Annotated in this window: 21 protein-coding genes and 1 pseudogene; 11 read left to right on the top strand and 11 right to left on the bottom strand. The window is 39.3% G+C overall.

What is annotated here, in order from left to right; genetic code table 11:
* The first annotated feature begins 8 nt into the window (after positions 1 to 8).
* Positions 9 to 2,426 (top strand): leucine--tRNA ligase, encoded by a 2,418-nt coding sequence (leuS, locus tag J7E66_RS14610; protein ID WP_215001167.1) that lies wholly within the window; start codon positions 9 to 11, stop codon positions 2,424 to 2,426.
* A gap of 48 nt (positions 2,427 to 2,474) precedes the next feature.
* The gene (locus tag J7E66_RS14605) at positions 2,475 to 2,789 is read left to right on the top strand and encodes a rhodanese-like domain-containing protein (RefSeq protein WP_215001165.1); all 315 of its coding nucleotides are present in this window, start codon (positions 2,475 to 2,477) and stop codon (positions 2,787 to 2,789) included.
* Between the two features lie 52 nt (positions 2,790 to 2,841).
* Here the strand turns inward: J7E66_RS14605 and J7E66_RS14600 are convergent, their stop codons facing one another.
* The 3 genes from J7E66_RS14600 to J7E66_RS14590 are packed head-to-tail and all read right to left on the bottom strand — an operon-like array spanning position 2,842 to position 4,641.
* A complete protein-coding gene (locus J7E66_RS14600) occupies positions 2,842 to 3,363 on the bottom strand; it encodes a ferric reductase-like transmembrane domain-containing protein (RefSeq protein WP_251032930.1) in 522 nt (173 codons plus the stop codon).
* A 7-nt stretch (positions 3,364 to 3,370) separates the two neighbouring features.
* Positions 3,371 to 4,249, bottom strand: a complete 879-nt coding sequence (locus J7E66_RS14595; RefSeq protein WP_215001161.1) for an FAD:protein FMN transferase — start codon at positions 4,247 to 4,249, stop codon at positions 3,371 to 3,373.
* On the bottom strand, positions 4,249 to 4,641 hold the full coding sequence (locus tag J7E66_RS14590) for a hypothetical protein (RefSeq protein ID WP_215001153.1): 393 nt from the start codon (positions 4,639 to 4,641) through the stop codon (positions 4,249 to 4,251). Before J7E66_RS14590 ends, J7E66_RS14595 begins: the two co-directional genes overlap by 1 nt.
* A gap of 151 nt (positions 4,642 to 4,792) precedes the next feature.
* Between J7E66_RS14590 and J7E66_RS14585 the strand changes: the two genes are divergently transcribed.
* Positions 4,793 to 4,978 (top strand): sporulation protein Cse60, encoded by a 186-nt coding sequence (locus J7E66_RS14585; protein WP_168245378.1) that lies wholly within the window; start codon positions 4,793 to 4,795, stop codon positions 4,976 to 4,978.
* A gap of 7 nt (positions 4,979 to 4,985) precedes the next feature.
* On the opposite strand, the gene J7E66_RS14580 is transcribed toward J7E66_RS14585, so the two are convergent.
* Positions 4,986 to 6,260 (bottom strand): BaiN/RdsA family NAD(P)/FAD-dependent oxidoreductase, encoded by a 1,275-nt coding sequence (locus tag J7E66_RS14580; RefSeq protein ID WP_215001151.1) that lies wholly within the window; start codon positions 6,258 to 6,260, stop codon positions 4,986 to 4,988.
* Between the two features lie 203 nt (positions 6,261 to 6,463).
* Here J7E66_RS14580 and J7E66_RS14575 point away from each other — a divergent pair, with 203 nt between their 5' ends.
* The gene (locus J7E66_RS14575) at positions 6,464 to 8,074 is read left to right on the top strand and encodes a putative polysaccharide biosynthesis protein (RefSeq protein ID WP_215001149.1); all 1,611 of its coding nucleotides are present in this window, start codon (positions 6,464 to 6,466) and stop codon (positions 8,072 to 8,074) included.
* A 19-nt stretch (positions 8,075 to 8,093) separates the two neighbouring features.
* Complete coding sequence (locus tag J7E66_RS14570; protein WP_215001147.1) at positions 8,094 to 8,822, top strand: 16S rRNA pseudouridine(516) synthase; 729 nt, start codon at positions 8,094 to 8,096, stop codon at positions 8,820 to 8,822.
* A gap of 152 nt (positions 8,823 to 8,974) precedes the next feature.
* On the opposite strand, the gene J7E66_RS14565 is transcribed toward J7E66_RS14570, so the two are convergent.
* Entirely contained in the window at positions 8,975 to 10,261 is a 1,287-nt protein-coding gene (locus J7E66_RS14565) for a DUF4309 domain-containing protein (protein WP_215001145.1), read from the bottom strand.
* A gap of 143 nt (positions 10,262 to 10,404) precedes the next feature.
* Complete coding sequence (locus J7E66_RS14560; protein ID WP_215001143.1) at positions 10,405 to 10,839, bottom strand: Dps family protein; 435 nt, start codon at positions 10,837 to 10,839, stop codon at positions 10,405 to 10,407.
* 187 nt (positions 10,840 to 11,026) lie between these two features.
* Here J7E66_RS14560 and speD point away from each other — a divergent pair, with 187 nt between their 5' ends.
* A complete protein-coding gene (gene speD / locus J7E66_RS14555) occupies positions 11,027 to 11,836 on the top strand; it encodes an adenosylmethionine decarboxylase (RefSeq protein ID WP_215001141.1) in 810 nt (269 codons plus the stop codon).
* A gap of 699 nt (positions 11,837 to 12,535) precedes the next feature.
* Here the strand turns inward: speD and J7E66_RS14550 are convergent.
* A pseudogene (locus tag J7E66_RS14550) lies at positions 12,536 to 13,282 on the bottom strand (AAA family ATPase).
* Positions 13,283 to 13,566: 284 nt separating this feature from the next.
* On the opposite strand from J7E66_RS14550, the gene J7E66_RS14545 reads away from it, so the two are divergent.
* Both J7E66_RS14545 and J7E66_RS14540 read left to right on the top strand, forming a co-directional pair.
* Positions 13,567 to 13,992 (top strand): SRPBCC family protein, encoded by a 426-nt coding sequence (locus J7E66_RS14545; protein ID WP_168245371.1) that lies wholly within the window; start codon positions 13,567 to 13,569, stop codon positions 13,990 to 13,992.
* A complete protein-coding gene (locus tag J7E66_RS14540) occupies positions 13,993 to 14,370 on the top strand; it encodes an ArsR/SmtB family transcription factor (RefSeq protein WP_215001139.1) in 378 nt (125 codons plus the stop codon).
* 44 nt (positions 14,371 to 14,414) lie between these two features.
* Here J7E66_RS14540 and J7E66_RS14535 read toward each other — a convergent pair whose 3' ends face one another.
* Positions 14,415 to 16,382: a YhgE/Pip domain-containing protein gene (locus J7E66_RS14535; RefSeq protein WP_215001137.1), complete on the bottom strand. Its 1,968-nt coding sequence runs from the start codon at positions 16,380 to 16,382 to the stop codon at positions 14,415 to 14,417.
* 124 nt (positions 16,383 to 16,506) lie between these two features.
* Between J7E66_RS14535 and J7E66_RS14530 the strand changes: the two genes are divergently transcribed.
* Positions 16,507 to 17,391, top strand: coding sequence for a LysR family transcriptional regulator (locus tag J7E66_RS14530; protein WP_215001135.1), 885 nt, complete (start codon positions 16,507 to 16,509; stop codon positions 17,389 to 17,391).
* A 51-nt stretch (positions 17,392 to 17,442) separates the two neighbouring features.
* Here the strand turns inward: J7E66_RS14530 and J7E66_RS14525 are convergent, their stop codons facing one another.
* Both J7E66_RS14525 and J7E66_RS14520 read right to left on the bottom strand, forming a co-directional pair.
* Positions 17,443 to 18,798, bottom strand: a complete 1,356-nt coding sequence (locus J7E66_RS14525; RefSeq protein ID WP_215001133.1) for an amino acid permease — start codon at positions 18,796 to 18,798, stop codon at positions 17,443 to 17,445.
* Between the two features lie 472 nt (positions 18,799 to 19,270).
* A complete protein-coding gene (locus J7E66_RS14520) occupies positions 19,271 to 19,492 on the bottom strand; it encodes a DeoR family transcriptional regulator (protein WP_066260326.1) in 222 nt (73 codons plus the stop codon).
* 575 nt (positions 19,493 to 20,067) lie between these two features.
* On the opposite strand from J7E66_RS14520, the gene dat reads away from it, so the two are divergent.
* Positions 20,068 to 20,940, top strand: coding sequence for a D-amino-acid transaminase (dat, locus tag J7E66_RS14515; RefSeq protein WP_215001132.1), 873 nt, complete (start codon positions 20,068 to 20,070; stop codon positions 20,938 to 20,940).
* Positions 20,941 to 20,980: 40 nt separating this feature from the next.
* On the opposite strand, the gene cysK is transcribed toward dat, so the two are convergent.
* On the bottom strand, positions 20,981 to 21,910 hold the full coding sequence (gene cysK, locus J7E66_RS14510; RefSeq protein WP_215001131.1) for a cysteine synthase A: 930 nt from the start codon (positions 21,908 to 21,910) through the stop codon (positions 20,981 to 20,983).
* Between the two features lie 167 nt (positions 21,911 to 22,077).
* On the opposite strand from cysK, the gene thpR reads away from it, so the two are divergent.
* Positions 22,078 to 22,656 carry an RNA 2',3'-cyclic phosphodiesterase gene (gene thpR, locus J7E66_RS14505; RefSeq protein ID WP_215001130.1) on the top strand — a complete coding sequence of 193 codons (579 nt, stop codon included), beginning with the start codon at positions 22,078 to 22,080 and terminating at the stop codon, positions 22,654 to 22,656.
* Positions 22,657 to 22,678: the final 22 nt, after the last annotated feature.

The following is a 22,678-nucleotide window of genomic DNA, read 5'->3' as shown; positions in this document are numbered from 1 at the left end:
AGAGCATTATGAGTTTCGACCATAATCAAATCGAACAAAAGTGGCAAAAGAAATGGGAAGAAGAAAAAACATTTAAAACAAGCGAAGAATTTGATAAAAGAAAATTTTACGCTTTAGATATGTTTCCATATCCGTCAGGGGCAGGACTGCACGTTGGACACCCTGAAGGCTACACAGCAACCGACATTCTTTCCCGCTTAAAGCGGATGCAGGGATACAATGTTCTTCATCCAATGGGCTGGGATGCGTTCGGCCTACCAGCGGAACAATACGCATTGGATACGGGTAACGATCCAGCGGAATTTACAAAACAGAATATCAATACATTCCGCCGGCAAATTAAATCATTAGGATTCTCGTATGATTGGGATCGTGAAGTCAATACGACTGACCCTGAATACTACAAATGGACCCAATGGATTTTCTTAAAACTATTTGAAAAAGGCCTAGCTTACATTGATGAAGTAGCGGTAAACTGGTGCCCTGCACTTGGAACGGTACTAGCAAATGAAGAGGTCATTGATGGCAAAAGTGAACGCGGAGGGCACCCAGTTGAACGTCGTCCGATGAAGCAGTGGATGTTAAGAATCACCGCATACGGAGACCGTTTACTGGAAGACCTTGAAGAACTTGATTGGCCTGAAAGCTTGAAGGAAATGCAGCGCAACTGGATCGGCCGTTCAGAAGGTGCGGAAGTTACCTTCTCAATCGAAGGACATGAGGAGACATTCACTGTCTTCACTACTCGCCCTGATACTTTATTTGGTGCTACGTATGCCGTGCTTGCACCTGAACATTCCTTTGTTGAAAAAATAACAGCAGCTGAACAGCGTGCTGCGGTTGACGCCTATTTAGACAAAGTTAAAACGAAGAGCGATTTAGAACGTACGGATCTTGCCAAAGAGAAAACAGGCGTATTTACTGGCGCCTATGCCATCAATCCTGCCAATGGGGAGAAAATGCCAATTTGGATTGCTGATTATGTGTTAGGAAGCTATGGAACTGGTGCGATTATGGCGGTTCCTGCACACGACGAGCGTGACTATGAATTCGCAAAAGAATTTAACCTTCCTATTAAAGCAGTTGTCGCTGGTGGTGATATTGACAAAGAAGCCTACACAGGCGATGGTGAACATATTAACTCTGAATTTTTAAATGGCTTGGATAAAACGGAAGGCATTCAAAAAATGATTGCTTGGTTAGAAGAAAAAGGGATAGGAACGAAGAAAGTAACCTTCCGCCTAAGAGATTGGTTGTTCAGCCGTCAACGTTATTGGGGTGAACCAATTCCGATTATCCATTGGGAAGATGGTTCAATGACAGCAGTTCCGGAAGACCAGCTTCCACTGATGTTACCAAAAACCACTGAAATTCGTCCTTCAGGGACAGGAGAATCACCACTTGCAGTTATTTCTGATTTCGTGAATGTTGTGGATCCGGAAACAGGTAAAAAGGGACGCCGCGAAACGAACACAATGCCACAATGGGCAGGCAGCTGCTGGTATTATTTACGTTATATTGATCCGAAAAATGATCAAGCACTTGCTTCACAGGAAAAGTTAAATCATTGGCTTCCTGTTGATATCTACATTGGCGGTGCCGAACATGCGGTATTACATTTACTTTATGCGCGTTTCTGGCACAAATTCTTGTATGATATCGGTGTGGTTCCTACCAAAGAACCATTCCAAAAGCTATTTAACCAAGGAATGATTTTAGGTGAAGGAAATGAAAAAATGAGTAAATCAAAAGGGAATGTAGTAAACCCTGATGATATCGTTGGCAGCCACGGTGCTGATACCCTTCGCTTGTATGAAATGTTCATGGGACCGCTTGATGCATCGATTGCTTGGTCGACCAATGGGTTGGATGGTTCCCGTCGCTTCTTAGATCGGATCTGGCGTTTATTGGTTGAGGAAAATGGAGAATTAAATCCAAAGATTCAAGCAAATGAAGAAACCTCTAGTTTGGAAAAAGTGTATCATCAAACCGTGAAAAAAGTGACTGAGGATTATGAAGGTTTGAGGTTTAACACGGCCATTTCACAAATGATGGTATTCATTAATGAAGCCTATAAGGCAACTGTACTTCCAAAAGAGAATATTGAAGGATTCGTTAAATTGCTTGCACCTGTTTGCCCGCATATCGCTGAGGAGCTTTGGGAGAAGTTGGGACACAGTGAAACGATAACTTACGAAGCATGGCCTGCATATGATGAGGCAAAACTAGTGGATGAAGAAGTTGAAATTGTCATCCAGGTAAATGGTAAAGTAAAGACAAAACTTATGGTACCAACAGATGCAAGCAAAGAGTCACTTGAAGGCATTGCGATGGAAGATGCGCATATAAAGGAACAAATTGAAGGAAAAACAATTCGCAAGGTAATTACAGTTCCAGGAAAGCTTGTTAATATTGTTGCAAATTAAAAGAACGGCCCCTTTCTTGGGGCTGTTTTCCTGAAGGGGATGGACTAGATGGAAGAAATTCAAACGATTACACCAGAAGAATTAGAAAAGAAGCTTGAGGCAGGGGAAAAACTTGAGCTTGTAGACGTAAGGGAAAATGAAGAAGTAGTATTCGGGATGGTACCAGGGGCTAAGCATATTCGCATGGGCGACATTCCTGCTAATCTCGACTATTTTGACAAGGATAAGGAATATATTTTTATTTGCCGCTCAAGTGCCCGCAGTGGGAATGTTTGCTATTATCTACAGGAACAGGGCTATAAGGTAAGAAATATGGTTGGCGGCATGCTCGCATGGACTGGAGAAACAGAATATACAGAATAACCGATTCCACGTTGGAATCGGTTTTTTTTTTGAAAATAAGCCCTTTTCTTTGTTAGTGCGTGACCTCAACCTTAGGTTTATCTCTCATCAACATGCCTCCTAAAAGGATAAGCGGCAGGATATTGACTGCAGCAAGTACGGCTCCTTGAATGTCTGTACCAATCAATAAACCATGTATCGTAACGAATATATATAGAATCGGATTCAATGCATGTAATTTCCGCCATTTTTGATATCCTATTTTTTTTCGTGCTTTGGAGGTAACGATCGTCATAATTAAGAAATAAAGGGATAGTGTGCCAAGCGCCATTGGCAAGGGTTTATAGTCCGTATTAAACGGAATGAGTATCTCTACCCATTGTAACGAGATATATGAATCGATTAGTAAAAATCCAACGTGGCCACCCACAAGATAAAGGGCCCAATTAGACAGTGATTCATGCAAAAATAGGGAAGAAGTGACCTTTTGTTTTCGCTTTTTCTGAACTTGAGAGTATAGTCCAATGATGACAGACAAGTAAAGTAAAAGGTAAGCTACCAAACCTGTAGCGCGGATCATATACCATTCAAACATTTCCAAGTTACTCTCCTCCTCCCCAAATATCTCCGTCTTTAGTAATTAACACAGCCTGGACACTTTTTCTATTTATCCACTCTTGACCAGCCTGTTTACCAAGTAAAAGAACCGTTTTTGCCCAAACGTCAGCTTCCAAAGCAGTAGGGGCTGTCACTGTTGCCGATACAATCTTACTTTTACTAGGTTTTCCTGTTCGAGTATCAATCAAATGATGCGTCCACTCTCCATTGATCCGCCATGTTCTTTTCATGGTTGTGGACGTCGCAAGCGCCCCATTTTGAACCTGAATCGAAGAAATCATCGTTGGTTCGGCAAATGGACTCTCGATCCCGATATTTAATGGTCGTGGCAACGTGCCGAAAATGCGTATATCACCACCCACGTTGATAAAGCCATAGCTCAACCTATCTAAAAGCAGTGCGGCACGATCAATCACCCAGCCTTTGGCCATTCCCCCAAGATCGATTTTTGATAATAGGGTTACGGACCGTTTACTTTCATTTAGTATAAAAGGTTGCGAACTTATCGCAGCCATTGATGAAGGGGGAGTTACTGCTAACTCTTTCCCCTTTATCATTTCAATCGATTTTGAATAGCCGTGGTTTTCAAGCGTCGATAGAATGCTAGGATTAAAAATACCTTCCGTTTCTTCAAAAAATCGAAGAGCGTCTGATAAGATTGAAAACATCTCATCGCTAACGATGACTTCTTTTTCAACTTGTTGATTTAATCCTGATAGTTCACTATCGGAGCGGAAACGGCTGCACGTACCCTCTATCAATTCAAATAGCTTGTAGATGGGCATCATATCGTTGGCAAATAACTCATGATTAATAGAGATATTCACAATAGTACTCATGGAGGGGAACTGGTAGGTAAACATCAGGTTCCACCTGTAGTCGTGTCAAAGCCGCCTTGATGTCCCATTTCAGGTCCGCCGCCATTTGAAAATTGATCCTGTTGATTACTGTTTCCATTGAATTGATCATTATTATTCGAGTACTGATCACTAGAATCATCATTTTGATTGTATTGCGATGAGTTACTGTCATCAAAGGATTGATCAAAGTCGCTGCCATGGTCAGTACGTTGTTGTGTATTAAAGCTATCCTGTGATTGCTGATTAGAATTATTATTTGAGGATTGCCCTTGAGTAAGTGAGACTTGATTGCTCGCTTGATCGCCATTTGATAGACTAAGATAGGATACCATTCCAGCTACTAATGCCAAACTCCCAAAACTAACGCCCCAAGAGATTTTTTGTTTTTTATCCATTTTTAATGCTCCTTCCTATAGGTGAAACTGTCTTTCTAAAAAGGAGTTTACAAGTTGAATCTTAAAATAACCTTAATTTTTCAGTCTGCTTATTTTTAAAATTCAGATAAGTTGTTAATAATGATAGTAAAAAAGAGAGGGAGAGAGAAAAGTGATACAGGTTAAATTGTTTGATCGGGAGCATGAGAAGGATTTAGAAAAGGAAATGAATCGGTTTTTAAGAGGGATAGATGAAACAAGCCTGCTCGATATTAAATATAATGTGGCAGCAATGCCGGAGGAAGAAGAAGAGGAGCAGATTTATTGTTTTTCCGCGATGATAATTTACAAGGCCTGACAAATAGTCAGACCTTTTTGTTTTTTGCAGACAGGGCTGCATTGGTACCAGCTAATCTTCCAGTTACAAGGGCAGAGGTAATATTATACCCGCCTGTATAACCATGTACATCAAGGATTTCACCGCAAAAATATAAACCGTTCATTAATTTTGAGCCCATCGTTTGTGGCTCGATTTCTTTAACAGACACACCGCCGCCAGTGACAAAAGCTTTTTCAAGAGGCAAGGTGCCATTTACTTTTATCAGGAATTGCTTGCAGCTCTTAGAAAAACTACGAATTTTTTCATTGGAAATCGTGCCGCCTTGCTCAGATGGGTCAATCCCATTTTGTTCTAATAGAAATAGAAGATATCGTTCAGGGACTAGCCCTTTTAGTGTATTTTTAATGCTTTTCTTAGGCTCACTTTTAACAAGCGCAAGAATTTCTTGAAAAACTTCTTCCTCTTTTTTGTCTGGTAAGGCATCAAGGCTCATGGTTACTTCTTTTAAATTCCACTTTTTCATAGCTTTGACTACGAACTGACTGCAGCGTAGCACGGCAGGTCCGCTGATTCCAAAATGGGTAAAAATCATATCCATGCGGTGCGAGATAATCGGCTTACTTTTCGGATTCAAAACACTTAAGTCAATGTCTCTTAGTGATAAACCTTGAAGGGCTTTATTTTTAATAAATGGTTCGCTCGAGGTGACAGGGACTTCAGTTGGAAATAAATCCGTAATCGTATGACCGGCTTTCTTCGCCCAGGCATACCCATCACCAGTTGAACCTGTATGTGGAACTGATTTTCCCCCAACGGCAATCACGATCGATTTAGCTGATAATTTTTGACCATCTTTCAACAAGAGGGCAGAAACGGTTCCATTTTCATAGAAAAGGTCCTCTACAGGGCTATTTTTGAAAATCCTGACACGAAGCTTTTCTAACTGATTTAATAGGGCGTCAACGACAGATTGAGCCTTATTGGAAACGGGGAACATCCGCCCGTGATCCTCTTCCTTTAATTCGATACCTAATTTTTCAAAGAACTTAATAATATCTTCATTACTAAAGATTGAAAAAGCACTATATAAAAACTTACCGTTCCCCGGCAGGTGCTTGATGATTTCCTCGATTGGCAGGCGATTGGTCACATTACAGCGACCACCTCCAGAAATAGCCAACTTTCTGCCGAGTTTGTCTCCTTTATCAATTAATAGTACTTTTGCGCCTTTTTCACCAGCTGCAATGGCCGCCATTAACCCAGAAGGTCCGCCGCCGATGACAATTACATCATAATCCATATTTCCACCAACTTTACTTTAATCCGTCACTCCATTATAAACATTTATCATCAAAATAAAACGAATGTGACCTTTTTTCATAAATTTAACTTGGAAGTTAGTAGCGTCTGAGAGAAAGAAGTTGTAAACTACTAATAGTGTGCAAAAAAAGTCGAATTATTTGTGAAGAAGCGCACGTATTTCTTCGGGTAGGAAGGGATTCTATGCAGTCAAAGCTTTTAAGAGGAACATTTATTTTAACGTTTGGAACAATACTATCTAAGGTTATTGGATTAATTTATGTTATTCCGTTTTATCAAATTGTTGGGAAACACGGGACGCAGCTTTATTCATTTTCATATGTCCCATATACCATTTTTATCAGTATTGCAACGGCGGGTGTACCGCTGGCTGTTTCAAAATTCATTGCAAAATATAATGCACTTGAAGAGTATGCCGTTGGCCGAAAGCTTTTTAAATCGGGACTAGTGGTTATGTTGTTGACTGGGGTTGTGGCATTCTTAGTGATGTATTCCGCTGCACCTATGTTAGCTGAATTAAGTCATCCTGGTAAAGGACAACTGGCCAATGTTACGACGGTTATTCGGGCTGTTAGTTTTGCATTGATCGTTGTGCCAATTATGAGCTTAATCAGAGGTTACTTTCAGGGACATCAATCAATGGGACCTTCGGCTGTTTCACAGGTTGTTGAACAAATCGTACGAATTATTTTTACACTTGCAGGAGCCTATGTTGTTCTGAAATTTTTACATGGCACTATTGTTTCGGCAGTTAGCGTTGCCACCTTTGCAGCATTTGTCGGTGCTATCGGAGGATTAGTTGTTTTATTTTGGTATTGGTATAAAAGAAAACCCTATTTGGACGAGCTACTTGAACATGATAAAGGGACCAGCCAAATTTCTTTAAAGGAAATCTATAAAGAAATTCTTTTATACGCAGCGCCCTTCGTTTTTGTCGGGATTGCCAATCCGTTATTTCAATTTATCGATCAAATTACCTTCAACCGGGCGATGTCCGTAATGGGCAATGCAAAGCAGGTGGCTGATGCGGCCTTTGGTATATTAAATTTCGAGTCACATAAAATTGTCATCATTCCTGTATCACTTGCAACGGCCTTTTCTTTAACACTCATACCGAGTATTACAAAGGCATTTGTAGAGAATGATCAGAAAAACATGGACCGGCAATTAAACCAAACCTTTCAAGTTTTGCTCTATTTAACATTACCGGCTGCTATCGGTCTTTCGTTATTGGCCGAACCGGTTTACACAGCTTTTTATGAGCATGATAATCTAGGGACACAAGTATTAGGCGCCTATGCACCTGTTGCGATTCTTTTTTCACTCTATTCTGTCACAGCAGCCATATTGCAGGGAATTAACGAACAGCGCTTTACCATCTTAAGCTTGCTTGTGGGTTTATTAATAAAATTTGCGCTAAACATTCCATTAATTAAAATGTTTGAAACAAGAGGGGCCGTTCTCGCCACCGCGCTTGGTTATACGGCAGCGATTGTCATTAATTTAATTGTGATTAAGACATTCTCCGGCTATCGTTTCCGGCTGGTATGGCGGAGGAGTTTATTAATTATCATCTTCGCAGGATTGATGTGGGCAGGAACAGAAATTGTTTATAAATTACTATTACTATTCCTTTCTCCTGCATCAAAGGGTCAATCCGTCTTGCTTATCGTGATAAGTGCCGGAGTGGGCGCCGTCATCTATTTTTACTTGGGCCTGAAATCAGGACTAGTGAACCGTTTATTTGGTGACAGGGTCGATCGAATCAAGCAAAAACTAAGGTTAAGATTTTAAAAATCTTCTTAAAAAGGAGATGGGACAGTTGAGAATTGATAAAATGCTAGCTAATCTTGGCTATGGCAGCCGAAAAGAAGTGAAGCAGCTTTTAAAAAGTAGTGCGGTCAAGGTTGATGATGTGGTAGTCAAGGATGCAAAACAGCATGTGGATACGACCAAACAAACCGTGACTTTAAATGGTGAGGTTATTGAATATAAAGAATTTATCTATCTAATGATGAACAAGCCTCAAGGGGTCTTATCAGCGACAGAAGATAGCTCTACTGAAACGGTTATCGATTTATTAGAACTTGAGGATCAGGTCTATGAACCGTTTCCTGTTGGCAGATTGGATAAGGACACAGAAGGCTTACTACTGATCACCAATGACGGTCAGTTGGCACATCGATTACTTTCACCGAAAAAGCATGTTCCGAAAACGTATTTTGCTGTCATCGATGGTGAAGTGACGGAAGAAGATGTTGTGGCGTTTGCTAATGGAGTTACCTTAGATGATGGCTACGAAACAAAGCCAGGTGAGTTGAAAATAATAAAATCCGCTATCCGTTCTGACATTGAGCTAACCATCACGGAAGGTAAATTTCATCAAGTGAAAAGAATGTTTGAAGCTGTTGGTAAAAGAGTGGTTTATCTCCAACGGATTTCAATGGGCCCCTTGCCGTTGGATGAGACACTGGAGTTAGGTGAATATCGGGAACTGACAGACGAAGAAGTAGAATTATTGCGAGAATATCAAGTAAAATAATCTTAAAAAGGAAAAAGCAGCTAAAAAAATAGCTGCTTTTTCCTTTTAATAAAAAATTTCGCTATGAAATAACGTTATTAAAGCGTGAATATGAAATTTTCTTGCCTTTAATAAGTTCAATCAGCGAATCCATATTCTCATTTATTGGTTGATTATTGATAGGCCTTCACATTCAACATTGTTTCTAAATCGACAATTTCAACATTTCTTTTTTGCAATTCTTCTATGAGGAGTGGTAAGGCTTTTTTGGTCTCACTCTTATCGGAATCGGAGTGCATTAAGATAATGTCACCGTTTCGAAGATTATCGATCACATTGCGAATGATATTTTTTGAATCCATTTGGGACCAATCCAGGGTATCAATGGACCAGAGGACAATGGAATAGCCCTCTTGTTTTGCAACCTCTGCCACCTGTACATTTGTATCTCCATATGGTGTACGAAGAATAGCCGGCTCCTTGCCAATAACTGATTTAATTGCTTTCCCAGCTTGATCAATTTCGAGTCTAGTAGCGCTTAAGCCTAATTTGGTTAATTCCACATGATTAAAGCTATGGCTTAAGACTAGGTTTCCATTTTTAAAGGCATCCCTTACAACATCAGGATGCTTATTAACCTTACTGCCAATAAAAAAGAAGTTTCCTTTTACATGGTGGTTTGCCAAAATCTCAATGATTGCCGGTGTGATTACTTCATCAGGTCCATCATCAAACGTTAGGGCCACCTGTTTTTTATCAGGGCCATTAATATAAACACCCTCTTGGTTTTTAGCAAAGAGGACGATATCTTTCCGCCATTTTTGCATCGAAGCCCAAGCTGATTCTGATAACTGATTGGAGTTTCCTTTTACATCAAGGATGTATTCGTTATTTGATGCTGTGATGGTAGATCTTTTTGGGTTAAAAACAGAAATATGATCAATCACATTACTACTTTTCGGAAAAATCAACTTAAGCTGAATTTCCTGATTCAATTCATAAACATAAATATTTTCATTATTATTGTCTCGTATTTCCGTAGGCTGCCCGAATGATCTGATCACCATCTTGTCTGTAATTTCTTTGAGGTCAGCATCATAGGAACGAACGTCGAAAATTTCTCCTGCCTTGTTATAGCCTAAAACGATGTTTTTATTGTCATAGGTGGCATAGGTGCCAGAACCTGCCTGATCAACCTTGTCGGGTTCACCCCATTCAGAGTTAACTTGTTCGATTGTGCGATCAAGCGCATTAAATGGACAATCCTTCACCATTCCTTTTTGAGCCAAATCCTTAATATTATCGAGCTTTTTTAAATAGGATTGGTTTATTTCCTTAGGCTGTAGGCCATTTTGCTTTTGCTGTACATTATTACTTGGATGAATCTGTTCCGAATCACAAGCAGTTAATAGTGTAGAAAAAGAGAAAATGACTGTCAAGATAGGTGTTAACAACTTCATTAGGGGTTTCACTTCCCATATTTTATTTAATCTATTCTTGATTTAATAATAGCAAAGACCTTTCATTTTGGAAAAATTAAACTCAATCGCATGAAAAAAAGGACAAGCAATCAGCTTGTCCTAGATATAACGTTTATTTTCAATTAAGCCTGTAGGAAAGATTGTAACATCCAGTTATGTTTATTGAGTTTACCGAGTAAGCCTAAAAACATATCACTGGTTACCTCGTCATTGTTTTGTTCAGCAACTTCCATCCCAGCTTTTAATTCATCAATGATTAAGGAAAAGTCATGGACAATTGTCTGAACCATTTCTTCAGCAGTTAATGTTTCACTGGTTTCTTCAATGGTTGCAAGTTGAAGATATTCTTTAAGGGTAGAACTGGGACTGCCGCCAATGGTTAATAATTGCTCAGCAAACTCATCAATTGTCGCTGCTGCTTCCTCATATAATTCTTCAAATTTGGCATGTAAGGTAAAGAAGTGAGGACCTTTCACATACCAGTGAAAACGATGTAATTTAGTATATAGTATATTCCAGTTTGCAATTTGTTGGTTGATTACTTGTTCAACGGTCATTTTAGCATTCCTCCTAATTTCTTATCTGAATTAATTATATCACATATTATTTAAAAGTAAATATTAAATGATAATAATTATAATTAAGAAAGGGAACTTTTTTAAAAAATTAGTAACTAGGTAGAACTCTGGGTATCTTAATAATATTTACTTGCAAAGGATACCTTAATTTTAAGGGGGAACTGTCATGAGACTTACACACGAGCAGGCTATTGAGTTACACGGCTTTAATAACTTGACGAAATCGTTAAGTTTTAATATGTATGATATTTGTTTTACAAAAACGAGGGAAGAACGTGAAGCCTATCTGAAGTATATAGATGAACAATACAGTGCAGACAGGCTGCAAAAAATTTTAACCCACGTATCAGATATAATCGGTGCCCATGTGTTAAATGTGGCGAGTCAGGACTTTGAACCAGCCGGGGCGAGCGTGACTCTATTGGTATCAGAGGGTCCAGTTGCGAATGCGCCGTCTGAGTCCTTTGAGGAATCTCCTGGACCGCTGCCGGAATCGGTGGTGATTCAGTTAGATAAGAGTCATATCACGGTTCATACATATCCGGAATTCCACCCTGATGAAGGAATAAGCACATTTCGGGCAGATATTGATGTTTCGACATGCGGGGAAATTTCGCCCCTTAAGGCCCTTCATTATTTAATTCGATCATTTGAAACAGATGTGATGACAATTGATTATCGGGTCCGCGGCTTTACAAGGGATAAGATAGGGCATAAGCTCTTTATTGATCATGAAATAAATTCGATTCAGAATTACATCCCTGAAGATGTCGGCGAATTATTCGATATGATTGACGTTAATGTCTATCAGGAACATATTTTTCACACAAAATGCAAGCTGCGTGAATTCGATTTAAATAACTATTTGTTTGGATATACAAAAGATAAGCTTTCACCTGATGAACATATTGAAATCACGGAGCGATTAAAGATTGAGATGGATGAAATCTTTTATGGGAAAAATATTATCCAATAGTAATGGAGCCGAAGGAAAAGTCATTAATTAAGGATCTATGTTACTGGAACAGAGTCATAATGGGTCACGTAGGAGTATCTACGTGACCGAAACAGTGGTTGAAGCAAGAATAGGGTAACGTAGGAAGTGTCTACGTGACCGAACCAGGTGTCTAACTAAGGATAGGGTAACGTAGGAGGTGTCTACGTGACCGAACCAGGTGTCTAACCAAGGATAGGGTCACATAGAAGGCGTCTACGACCGAATCAGGTGTCTAACCAAGGATAGGGTAACGTAGAAGGTGTCTACGTGACCGAATCAGGGGTCTAGCTAAGAATAGGGTCACGTAGAAGGTGTCTACGTGACCGAACCAGGGGTCTAACCAAGAATAGGGTCACGTAGAAGGTGTCTACGTGACCGAACCAGGGGTCTAACTAAGAATAGGTCACGTAGAAGGTGTCTACGTGACCGAACCAGGGGTCTAACCAAGGATAGGGTAACGTAGGAAGTGTCTACGTGACCGAGCCAGGGGTCTAACCAAGGATAGGGTAACGTAGGAGGTGTCTACGTGACCGAACCAGGTGTCTAGCCAAGGATAGGGTCACATAGAAGGCGTCTACGTGACCGAAACAGTGGTTGAAGCAAAAAGGGTCACGTAGAAGGTGTCTACGTGACCGAAACGAATGGTGATTGAGAAAGCAGCCTTTCAAAGTCAAATTTTTAATCATCTAACAGATGATGCAGCATTCTATTTTTATCATCAAAAAATTGTTTCATAATCCGATAATGATTCGTTTCCTCAAGTGTATTTTCAATAATTCCTTCTTCTGTAAATTCAAAGATTTTCGCACTAGGATAAGCCATGATGATTGGCGAATGGGTAGCAATAATAAATTGGGAGTTCTCTTTCACCAAATCATGAATCCTTGTCAGCATCGACATCTGCCGCAGTGGGGAGAGGGCTGCTTCTGGTTCATCTAAAATGTATATCCCATTACCGCCAAACCGATGAAGAAACGTGGCAAAGAAGGCCTCACCATGCTACTGTCCATGCAGGGAAACACCTCCGAATGATTCAATGACCCTTCTTCCGCCGCCTCCTTTATCCAGATCCTCAATATTAGAAGCAACATTATAAAAACTTTCAGCGCGCAGAAAAAATCCATCCTTAGGTTTTTCGATACCCTTTATTACTTTGAGATAGTCTGCAAGAGGAGAATGTGAATCATAGGTTGAAAAATTGAAATTAAAAGAGCCGCCTTCTGGATTAAAACCAAGAGCAACCGCAATCGCTTCAAGCAGGGTGGATTTACCCATGCCGTTCTCCCCGATCAGGAAAGTAACATTCGGATGAAAAGCTAGTTCGTCTAAGCCTCGCAAACTGGGCAGGTTAAAGGGATATTTATTAAAAGAAGAAATTTCATCTCTTTTCAGATTAATTCTTCGTAAATATTGAGTATTTATCATATTTATTACCCCAATTTTTATTTTAATATGGAAAGTTAGCAGATTGATTAATATTAAAAGTAGCATATTTTACTGCTTATCCTATATTTTGATTTGTAATAATTATGGGATGAAAGTATATTGAATGAAAATTACGGTGACTTTACTTAATGTGAAGTCACCGTTTTTCTTTTAAAAAAGAAATGCTTGACGTGCAACCAAATGGTGTTATATAGTCTTAATGTGAAACCAAATGGTTTCGTAATGAAGTAATAATCGCAGCACAATTCGGGGAGGCAATTAAAATGGGAAATGAGTCACAGGCAACATTAGAAGATATAAAGTATACAGTCGTTTACAATGCTCCAATTGCTAAAGTATGGGATGCAGTAGCTACAGCAGAAGGTCTGGGTGCGTGGTTCATGCCTAATGACCTTCAACCAGTTGAAGGTCATGAATTTCACTTAAATGCAGCGCAATTTGGTATGTCGCCATGTAAGGTAACACATGTCGATCCGCCTAACAAACTTTCATTTAATTGGGGAAAAGATTGGACACTAACTTTTGAATTAAAAGAACTGGATGATAAAACAGAGTTAACTCTTATCCATGGTGGCTGGGACGCTAACAAAGTTACAGAATTCGGTGCTCCGCATACTCCGATCCGCGATAACATGAATCAGGGCTGGGCAGGTCTTGTGAAAAAATTGCAAGCATATGTTGAGGCATAAATGGCGGCTTCATCGGCAAAGCATGATGTTTTTCAAGCCATCGCTGATCCAACAAGGCGAAAGCTGTTAAAACTTCTTAGCAAGGAAGAGATGCCTGTCACGGCGATAAGTGAACACTTTCCGATAAGCCGAACCGCTGTGTCCAAGCATTTACGTGTATTAGCTGATGCCGGGCTGGTTAAGGAACGGAAAGCCGGCAGGGAAACAAGGTACAAACTTGAGCCGGAGCCTTTAAACGAACTAAAGGATTGGCTCCAATATTTTGAGTTATTCTGGGAAAATAAGCTCTCAGCACTTCGGCTATTTGTTGAGTCGGATGTGAAGGAAATCAAACATCTCCATCCGGCAATTGAAAAGCCAGAAGACAAAAAAGAATAAAAAAGTGATACCCATGTAAATTTTGGGTATCACTTTTTTAGTTTTTAATGAGAGGTCTCCACGGCAGTCTTGGAATGTTGCAGATGACTTGTCACCCATCCAATCCCCCCCGCTATTACTAGGTAGAAAAGTAAGATTAGTATTTGCTGTTGTAGTTGGGACCAATCCCCTAGGGAGATAACATCTTGAAAGCTCCGTAATGAATGGGCAATTGGTAAAACATTACCGATCTTGCTTAGGATAGGATTACTCAATTCACCCGGGAATGTTCCACCACATGTAGCTAATTGTAAAACCAATAGTGTGACAGCCATAAATTTCCCTGCAACACCAAACAATGTCACTAACATAAGGATGACCGTCATGAAGGTTAAGGAGACAATGACACTGGATACAATAAACAAGGGAACACTTACCACATGTACTTTGAATCCGAAAAGGACTACCAAATCGACAAATAACACTTGTATTAATGCGATTAAGTACTTAAGTCCGAGTTTATTAATAAAATGCTCTGTTCCATTAACCTTAAGATCTTGTCTGCGTCCTAATGGAAGGATGTTAGCTGCCATTATTCCACCTACATAAAATGCTAAAGATAGAAAATAGGGGGTAATTCCAGTCCCATAATTCGGAAGTTCTGAGAACATCGAGGTTAATTGGTTATTATTATGGATACTAGACGTTTGCATAGCAGCATCATTTAATTTTGTGGCTAACTCGTCTGAACCAACGCTCAATTGATCCAAACCATCTACTAACTGATTGGTGCCGTTATTTAATTTACTTCCACCGTTTGCTAAATCAACTATTCCATTATTTAAAGAGGAAAAACCATTTTTCCATTGAACGAAACCATTGGAAAATTGTACGGTTCCCTCAGATAATTTGTTTGCCCCGGTGGCAGCATCATCCATTTTATCGCCAAGCTTTGTCATACCATCTTGAACTTTTGTTTGTCCTTGAACTAATTTGTTTGCCCCTTGAGCAAGTTGGACTTGACCACTTCTCAATGAATCAGCTGCTTTTGATAGGCCGGTTGACATGGCAGCAATTTGTTGGAAGGTAGGATCATTTTTCATATCAGGGTGATTTTGTAAAAATAGTTCTACTGCTTTCGATAATTCATCTGTCGTGTTTTTCACCCCTGCTTGACCTTGAGATAACCTTTCACTATTCAAAGCCAAAGATTGCATGCCTTCTGTTAATTGTTCCATCCCAACTTCTACACTTGCATGACCTTCAGAAAGCTTTTCCATGCCATTAGAAAGTGCTAGTGAGCCCTCTTTTAAACCGGCAAGCCCATGAGTCAATTTTTGTTGACCGTTTGAAAGCCGCTGACTTCCATCCTCTAACTTTTTTGCACCATCATTTAAGCGGTCGACACCATCTGACAGCTGGATCATTCCATTCTTAGCATCGATTGTTCCTTGATTAATTTTTGAAGCACCATCGCCGGCATCACGTAAGCCTTCTGCTAATTCAACAAACTTTGAAAATACGCCATCTGCGTAGGATTTCGTGATGCTAGCTGCTATTTTTGTCTTCATTTCTTCCGTTGCGGTCGTACTAATTTGTGAGGCAACAAAGTTTTTTCCTGGATTTATTTTAAAATTTAGTTTTGCCTGCTCGGGATGTTCATCCATTAATGTACTAACTATTTGTGAAAAATCTTTTGGAATCGTCAGAACCATATAATATTTCCCGTCTTTCAAACCTTGGTTTGCGGTCTTTGCAGAGAGGAAATAGAATTTGAGATCCTTGTTTTCTTTTAAGTTTTTGACAAATTCCTGACCTGCCTCAATCGACTTGTTATCCATCATCGATCCATGATCTAGATTGACGACAGCGACAGGAAGTTGATCTAACCGTCCATAGGGATTCCAATAACCAGCAAGAAAGAAACCAGAATAAATTAACGGAACGATTAATAGGAACACTAAGGCAATCCTTCCGTGCTTATGATGCCACATCATCTTTAAATCCCTAAATACTAAGTGAATTCCTTTCATAATGACCCCTTTACATTTAAGTTTTTTACATAACCACAATGATAAATACTTTTACGTATATTGTATAATATATAATTAGTTATTATTTAGTAGCTTTCAAGCTATTGATAAGGGGGCATAATTGATGGAGTTTTTACAATTACAGTATTTTCAAACAGTTGCCAGACTTGAGCATATGACCAAAGCCGCAGAAGAACTTCAAATTGCCCAACCCTCTTTAAGTAAAACCATAGCACGATTAGAGGAAGATTTGGGTGTTCCATTATTTGATCGGAAAAATCGACAGCTCCGGTTAAACGACTACGGAAAACTCTTTTTAGATCGAGTGAATCGGATATTTTTAGAATTAAATGAAGGGAAAAGAGAAATTGCGGAAAGATCTCATCAAAGGCAAACGCAAATTACTTTAGCGGTCAGTATTCCAAGAGTCCTTCCTGAGTTATTGAGTTCTTTTTTAAAGCTTTTTCCTGAAATTAAATTTCAACAAGTCCTAGAGTCAACCTCCTCAATGAAAAGCCGGCTGGAAAAGGCGGAGATTGATTTTGGTATTTCATCCGTGCCTATTGAGGGGACGGATATCGTCTGGGAACCGCTAATGACTGAAGAAATCTACTTAATTGTTCCCCCAGAACATCGTTTATCAAGGAGAAAAGAAATTTTTCTTAATGAAGTAAAGGACGAGCCTATTATCGGTATGAATGCTGGTTTCGGATTTAGAAACTTAACAGATGAATTTTGTCGTAAGGCAGGATTTGTTCCAAACATTGCTTTTGAAGGAGATGAGCCGGGGGTGATAGGGGATTTAGTTAAACAAGGTTTAGGGATTGCTTTTATTCCAGAAATTTCGTGGCTCCATCATACGAATCCCTTTCCAAACAAACTGAGAATCATTGAACCAAAATGCCAAAGGACCATTGGGTTAGGCTGGTCAAAGAGGCGTTATTTATCTGAGGCGGGACAAGAATTTCGTCAGTATGTGATCGAGTACTTTTCAAAGCTTTCTCTTTGAAAAAGCAAAAAAGGCCAGCAAGTGAATTGATGGCCTTTTCTGTATTATTTTTTAAGCGATGATTTCATTCGTACCATTTCGTCTAACAATAAAAGAGAGAATGATTAGAAAGCCAATTGTTACCAAGCTAACGGTCGTACCAATTAGATTATTTGGATTAAACACAAATCCAATAAAGATAATACTTAAAGATACAATGGCGAAGATGGTCGTATATGGAAACCATTTTACGTTAAATGCCGGTTGACTTTTGTAAAGTGGTCTTAGTTTTAACTGTGCAGCACAAATACTAATCCAGAGGAGCATGACTGTAAACCCTGGAATGGTCATGAGATAGCCGATTACCTCACTAGGTGTTAGATAGGCTAGGTAAACACCTGCTAGTATACATATACTTGTTAGCATTATTCCTGTTAATGGAATTCCCTTTGCAGAGAGTTTTGCTAACCCCCTAGGCGCAACGCCACTTTGTGCCATAGAAAACAGCGTTCTGGATGTCGCATAAATACCTGAATTTGCAGCGGACAGTACGGCTGTCAGCAGGACAAAATTCATAATATGTGCTGCTCCGGGTAACCCTGTTGTACTGAAGACCTGAACGAAGGGACTGTCTGCACCCGTAACCTTGTCCCAAGGCATGAGTCCACAAATGATTAGTATTGGTAATATATAAAAAATAATAACACGCCAAACTGCCCCTTTAATAATCTTTGGCAATACTCGTTCAGCATCCTTTGTCTCGGTAACAGCGATCCCAATTAACTCCGCACCACCATACGAAAACATGACCACTAAAAAGGCGCTGAAAGTTCCACCCATTCCGTGCGGGAAAAATCCGCCGTGTGCTGTGTAGTTAGCGAGCGGATCCTGGATCGAGCTTGGAATAATTCCTAATAGGAGTGAAAAGCCTAAAATAATAAACGCTATCAGCGCTATGATTTTAATTCCAGCAAACCAAAATTCAAGTTCCCCATAATTTTTTACTTGAGTTAAATTAATTCCTACGATTATAACTGCGCAAAGGAAACTTAACACCCATAATGGTATTGTAGGAAACCAAAATTGTAGGAAACTTCCCGCTGCTAATAATTCAACAACCGTAACAAGAATCCAGTTGATCCAGTAAAGCCATCCCACGATATACGAAACTTGGAATCCAAATGCTTTGTTTACTAAATGCTGTACATTTAAATTTGGAAAAGCAAGCGCCATTTCCCCTAAGGCAGCCATTATGATAAATAGTAAAAGACCGCCAATTAAATAAGCAATTACAACACTCGGTCCTGCAATCGCCAAAGTGTCGGAACTCCCTTTAAAAATCCCCGTACCAATCATACCAGCTAAGGCTATAAACTGGACATGCCTCGGTAATAATCCTTTTTGTAAGTTCTGATGATTATTTTTCATGTTATTCCTACCCACTTATCTTTTTTGCTTAGACGCTTTTAAGCGCTAAAGTATTTTTTGATATTAATATACTACCATACTATTGAAAACTGTCAATTAGTGTTGAAGATTTTAGATCAACCCATATTACTGTTTCTACACAAGTATAGTGGCTCAGCTCCCTCCCAGCGTGTTCTTGCTATGGGGTTAAAATATTATCCATAAGAATTTTTTTTGGTTGAAGGAAACATTGTTTGAAATGGCGAATATAATTAATTAAGGCAGGAGATGATTAATATGTTCGTAACCCCTCGATTGCAACGGAGGATTTTCATTTATTCCTATGTTTTTAGAAAACTAGGGATCCTAAGTGAACAGGAATATCAAAAAATCACGAACCAAGTACATGAGCACCATTGATTTTAGACAAACAAAAAGCACGCGAGATGGGCTCGCGTGCTTTTTTATGAAATTATGCTAATTTATTTTTTTATTAAGAAGACATTTTTACTCTCTTTTGTGTTGTCGTCCATTTTCCACGGCTTGGGCTAATTACCAAGTCATTATAGGCTAAGACATTTAAATCTCGTTGTATGGTGCGAGGAGTGATACCAAATTCCTCTACAAGTTCTTGCGTAGAAACAGTGCCGTTATTGCGGATAAACATGTAGATACATTTGATGCGGTTTAACATCCGGTTAGTTGAAGGTTTCAAAGAACCACTCCCTATCCTTTTTTCAAACCCATGGCAATACCCTGCTACCGACAGCCTATTTGAAGATTCCTCTTCAAGAATATGTAGTTTTCTTTTCCGCGCAGACATCTCCTTTTTGTGGATGATTAATGTGGATACTTAGATGTCATACATCTAACTTTATTGTAACCACAAAATCAAAAAATTTCCACCAATATACTTAATTTTACAAAATAAACATCTAAAATTTACAAAAATTGTTCGGATTATCGCCCTCCCTTACCATACTCTTACTATAGGTTATGGGCGATAATGTATGGATTATGACTAATTATTTGAATTTTTAGTTAAATTGGTTGATTTATTTTTTGTATAATAAAAAAACAACGTTTATTGAAGCAAAATTGATAAAATATTTACAATAATGATATTGTTATGGTGGAAGTGAGTTCATCAACGATAGGGGGATTTACATCTGACGAAGATTGATTGGATGAGTGAAGTTGAAAAAAGAAATCAGTCCCTGATTACGGACACACAGGATTTATTTTGATTTGGCCATGAATGAATAACAAATAAAAAGGGGATATAGAAGAATGAAATTTGCAATCTTGAATGGGGAAATTATTGAGCGTTCAGAAGCAAAGGTTGATGTGGAAGATCGCGGTTATCAATTTGGTGATGGTGTATACGAAGTTATCCGTGTCTACAACGGAAAAATGTTCACAGGAACTGAACACATGAATCGTTTTGTGAAAAGCTTGGATAGTATTGGGATTGTACTTCCTTATACTATGGAGCAATTAACGAAATTGCTAGAAGAACTTGTTGCAAAAAATAATCTTCAGTTAGGGACCATATATATGCAAATTACGAGAGGAGTCGCACCCCGTAATCATGCTTTTCCGGCGGAAAATATAACTCCCAGCCTTGTAGCTTATACAAAGGAAGCGCTCAGACCTTTGGAAAGTTTGAAGAAGGGAGTAAAAACAATCGTAACAGAAGATATTCGTTGGCTGCGTTGTGACATAAAAAGTTTGAATTTGCTTGGCAATCTATTAGCAAAACAAAAAGCGGCTGTTGAAGGTTGCTTTGAGGCGGTCCAACATCGCAACGGCAATGTTACGGAAGGAAGTTCGTCGAATATCTATATTGTCAAAAATGGTTTTGTTATTACGCATCCGTCGGATAATTTAATTTTAAAAGGGATTACAAAGGATGTAATATTGCAGATTTGTACTAGTAATAATATTGTGGTGAAGGAACGAACATTTACACTTGATGAATTGGCCAATGCTGATGAAGTATTCCTATCAAGTACTACTTCAGAGGTGATGCCGATTATTGAAGTGGATGGTAAGAGAGTTGCGGATGGTTTACCAGGCACTGTTACACGAAGGCTGCAAGAAGCATTTGAGCAAGAAATTGAAAAACAATGCGGAGCACTTAAAGATAAAACCCTTAATTAGAAAAAAGACGTGAACACAGGAGTGTCCACGTCTTTTCTAATTAATATTGAAACAAATCACTGGATAAGTATCGTTCCCCCGTATCACATGCAATACAAACGACCACATCATCTGGAGTTAACCGTCTGGCAACTTCTAATGCGGCGAAGCAAGCACCGCCAGAGGATGGTCCGACTAGAATTCCTTCTTCGACAGCCAACCGACGTGCGATATCATAGGCATCTTCATCATTGATTTGATGGATTTCATCATAGACATTTTGATTAAGAATAACTGGGATAAAACCTGGGCTTGTCCCAACCAGCTTGTGTTTACCTGGTTTTCCGCCTGATAAAACAGGCGAGCCTTTCGGTTCGACAACATGGACCGATAAATTTTCATAATGCTCTTTTAATGTTTCCCCTGTGCCAGTGATGGTTCCTCCAGTTCCAGCTGTTGCGACAAAAGCTGCCAGCGGTTTACCGATTTCCTTCATCGCTTTGATAATTTCAACAGCAGTAGTGAAGCGGTGCGCATCTGAATTTGCGTGATTTTCAAATTGCATAGGGACAAAACTATTTGGAATCTCACTTGCTAATTCAAGTGCTTTTTGGATGGCTCCTGGCATTTTTTCAGCCCCAGGTGTAAGGACAACCTCAGCCCCGTATGCCCTTAGGATGCTGATTCGTTCTTGTGTCATCGTATCGGGCATCACGATAATCGATTTATAGCCGCGAGCAGCAGCATTCATGGCAAGGCCAATCCCTGTATTTCCACTGGTCGGCTCAATAATCGTTGAACCTGCTGTTAATTTTCCAGCCTTTTCTGCTTCGATAATCATATTAAAAGCTGCCCGGTCTTTAACGCTCTTGCTGGGATTAAAGTACTCCAGTTTTAAATAAACCGAGGCCCCGTCCTTTGGTGCTAATCGATTTAGTTTCACTAATGGTGTATCTCCGATTAATTCAGCGATATTGTTGACTACTTTCATAGGGACCTTCCTTTCAATACCTTGAAATAAGTTCTAAAATTATAGTTTCCTATCTAATAATAAATAAATTTATGCTCTATGTAAAAAATATCGGGTAATTGTCTGTTTGCTAATAGATACATTTAGGACAAAATAGACTAAAATTAACTAAAGAAAGGAAGATAACAATGGAACATCGATCTCATTTTTTCTTTGCCGTAAGAATACCAGAACAAACAAAATTAACGATGCAAGAACATATGGAAAAAATAAAGGAACGAATCCCATTTAGCCGCTGGGTTCATTATCAAGATTTGCATATAACCCTAGCATTTCTAGGCAGTGCTCCACCTGATAAACTTGCACTTGCAGAAAATAATGTTAAGGATGCCCTTAAAGATGAGAAAGCTTTCACCCTGAAAATCAACAAACTTGGATTTTTCGGAAGTGCTGATTCTCCTCGTGTTTTTTGGGCAGATACCGATGAAAGCAAACATTTACAAGCCATCAGAAAAAAGGTGTTTTCTGCTTGTGAGAATGCAGGGTTTCAACTTGAAACCAGACCCTTTCGACCTCATATAACACTTGCTAGAAAGTGGGGCGGGGTCCATCCTTTCCAAAAGGCAATGCTTGATTTATGGGAAGATCTTCAGCCTAACCCTCTCTCATTTGAAGCAAGTGAAGTAGTATTATATCGGACAAACCTTAATAAAACACCCAAGTATGAAGCCCTAAAAGTATTTCCTTTAAATTACACAAAAACATAAAATTAAAATAAGGGTTGGTAAT

Source organism: Bacillus sp. ISL-7, from assembly GCF_018613065.1.
The sequence above is the reverse complement of the archived record's forward strand: the minus strand, read 5'-3'. Positions and strand labels throughout refer to the sequence as shown.

Coding starts and splice junctions, on each gene's coding strand:
- leuS (WP_215001167.1), top strand. CDS start 9: ATGAGTTTCGACCATAATCAAATCGAACAAAAGTGGCAAAAGAAATGG.
- J7E66_RS14605 (WP_215001165.1), top strand. CDS start 2,475: ATGGAAGAAATTCAAACGATTACACCAGAAGAATTAGAAAAGAAGCTT.
- J7E66_RS14600 (WP_251032930.1), bottom strand. CDS start 3,363: ATGTTTGAATGGTATATGATCCGCGCTACAGGTTTGGTAGCTTACCTT.
- J7E66_RS14595 (WP_215001161.1), bottom strand. CDS start 4,249: ATGTTTACCTACCAGTTCCCCTCCATGAGTACTATTGTGAATATCTCT.
- J7E66_RS14590 (WP_215001153.1), bottom strand. CDS start 4,641: ATGGATAAAAAACAAAAAATCTCTTGGGGCGTTAGTTTTGGGAGTTTG.
- J7E66_RS14580 (WP_215001151.1), bottom strand. CDS start 6,260: ATGGATTATGATGTAATTGTCATCGGCGGCGGACCTTCTGGGTTAATG.
- J7E66_RS14575 (WP_215001149.1), top strand. CDS start 6,464: ATGCAGTCAAAGCTTTTAAGAGGAACATTTATTTTAACGTTTGGAACA.
- J7E66_RS14570 (WP_215001147.1), top strand. CDS start 8,094: ATGGGACAGTTGAGAATTGATAAAATGCTAGCTAATCTTGGCTATGGC.
- J7E66_RS14565 (WP_215001145.1), bottom strand. CDS start 10,261: ATGAAGTTGTTAACACCTATCTTGACAGTCATTTTCTCTTTTTCTACA.
- J7E66_RS14560 (WP_215001143.1), bottom strand. CDS start 10,839: ATGACCGTTGAACAAGTAATCAACCAACAAATTGCAAACTGGAATATA.
- speD (WP_215001141.1), top strand. CDS start 11,027: ATGAGACTTACACACGAGCAGGCTATTGAGTTACACGGCTTTAATAAC.
- J7E66_RS14545 (WP_168245371.1), top strand. CDS start 13,567: ATGGGAAATGAGTCACAGGCAACATTAGAAGATATAAAGTATACAGTC.
- J7E66_RS14540 (WP_215001139.1), top strand. CDS start 13,993: ATGGCGGCTTCATCGGCAAAGCATGATGTTTTTCAAGCCATCGCTGAT.
- J7E66_RS14535 (WP_215001137.1), bottom strand. CDS start 16,382: ATGAAAGGAATTCACTTAGTATTTAGGGATTTAAAGATGATGTGGCAT.
- J7E66_RS14530 (WP_215001135.1), top strand. CDS start 16,507: ATGGAGTTTTTACAATTACAGTATTTTCAAACAGTTGCCAGACTTGAG.
- J7E66_RS14525 (WP_215001133.1), bottom strand. CDS start 18,798: ATGAAAAATAATCATCAGAACTTACAAAAAGGATTATTACCGAGGCAT.
- dat (WP_215001132.1), top strand. CDS start 20,068: ATGAAATTTGCAATCTTGAATGGGGAAATTATTGAGCGTTCAGAAGCA.
- cysK (WP_215001131.1), bottom strand. CDS start 21,910: ATGAAAGTAGTCAACAATATCGCTGAATTAATCGGAGATACACCATTA.
- thpR (WP_215001130.1), top strand. CDS start 22,078: ATGGAACATCGATCTCATTTTTTCTTTGCCGTAAGAATACCAGAACAA.